General features: G+C 59.6%; 1 protein-coding gene. It reads right to left on the bottom strand.

Annotated features, from left to right (window positions below; genetic code table 11):
* Positions 1-49: 49 nt before the first annotated feature.
* On the bottom strand, positions 50-1,573 hold the full coding sequence (gene tnpC / locus NCT03_RS30825) for an IS66 family transposase (protein WP_250495212.1): 1,524 nt from the start codon (positions 1,571-1,573) through the stop codon (positions 50-52).
* Positions 1,574-1,595: the final 22 nt, after the last annotated feature.

The following is a 1,595-nucleotide window of genomic DNA, read 5'->3' as shown; positions in this document are numbered from 1 at the left end:
GTAAGCGCGCATTAGACGGCGTCCCTTGCGCATTGCCATGCGACATACGTCAGGCTATGGTTGGATTCAGTCGCCAGGGCAGCAAAGCCTCGTAGTCGTCGGCGGTGTTCGCGTGCGGCAGACTTTTGAACAACGCGATGAGGTATTGATACGGCTCAATGCTGTTGGCTTTGCAGGTTTGCACGAGCGAATACAGGTTGGCGGCGGCGTTTGCGCCGGCGACGCTGTCACTAAAGAGCCAGTTCCGGCGTCCAACCGTAAACGGTCTGATCGCGTTCTCACACGGATTGTTCGAGATGGGCCACGCTCCGTTGCCGACGTAGCGAACCAGCTTGGGCCATTGGCCTCGCAGATATTGAAGCGCTTTGCCGAAGCCGCTTTGCGGCAACACCGTGTTCAGATGACGCGATAGCAGCGCCTCGATCTGATCAAGAACTGGCTGACTTCTGGCCTGTCTGAGTTGCTGGCGCTGCTCCGGCGTCATGTGTTCGGATCGTGCCTCAACGGCAAACAGCTGGCCGATCAGGCGAATGAATTCGCTTACCGGATGATTGCCGCCGCGCTGTACCTTAGGGAGGTTCTCTTCCGCCTCAATCAGGTAACGTCGCGCGTGCGCCCAACATCCAAGGTGCACCAGCTGGTTTGTTCGGGCGATTTCGTTGTACGGCTCGTAGCCGTCGCTCATCAATACCGCTCCGGGTTTGATGCCTGCATAGAGCACGGCGGCCTGCGCCGCGCTGCGCGTGGGACTGTAGTTGAACATTCGCACTGGTGGTCCGGTACCGTTCATCTGCGCCCACATGTAGCTCTTGCGTTGTGCAGCACGGCCCGGCTCTTTTAGTACCTGCACCGTCGTTTCATCGCCGTAAACGATGTCGGCCTCGAGCAGGTGGTCGCGCATCAGGTTAATCAGCGGCTGCACCGCCATGCCGACGCGCACTACGCTTGCTGCCAGCGTGCCGCGTGAGAGATCGCCACCGAAACGGTGCAGCAACGCGGCGATCCGGTACAGCGGCAGCGCGTCAGCAAACTTACTCACAACCACCCATGCAAGCGCTGATTCAGTGAGTAAGCCCTTTGGGATGATGCGCGAAGGTGCCGGCGTCACCTTGATGCTAAGGTCGCAGCAAGGGCATGCGTATTTGATTCGCTGGTGCTGAATGACGCGAACCTGCTGCGGCACGATATCGAGTTGCTCGCTGATCTCAGCGCCGATCTCGACCAGTGCGTGGCCGTCGTGTGCGCAGACGCGTTCTGATTCGGGCAACTCATGGCGCACGACCTCGCGAGGCAGCATCGGGTCTAACGGTTTGCGCCCACGCTTCTTGCGTTCATGCGCGCCGACTTCGACGCTTTGTTCAGTTTCGGCCTGTTGCGCCGGCTCGCATCCCGTTGCGAGCGCTTCTGCTTCGTTCAGGAAGAGGTCGCGTTGCTCAGCACCGCGCACTTCGCTCCTGGAAGCAAACAACTGCCGCTGATAGGCCTTAAGTCTCTCGCGCAACAAATCGCGTTCGACTGTCACCACACGCAACTCGCCTTTCATGGCAGCGAGTTCTGCGCGCAGCGCCTGCAGTTCGTCGGTAGAAGAAGAGGAT

It is taken from the genome of Caballeronia sp. GAWG1-1 (assembly GCF_023631465.1).
Classification (GTDB): domain Bacteria; phylum Pseudomonadota; class Gammaproteobacteria; order Burkholderiales; family Burkholderiaceae; genus Caballeronia.
The sequence above is the reverse complement of the archived record's forward strand: the minus strand, read 5'-3'. Positions and strand labels throughout refer to the sequence as shown.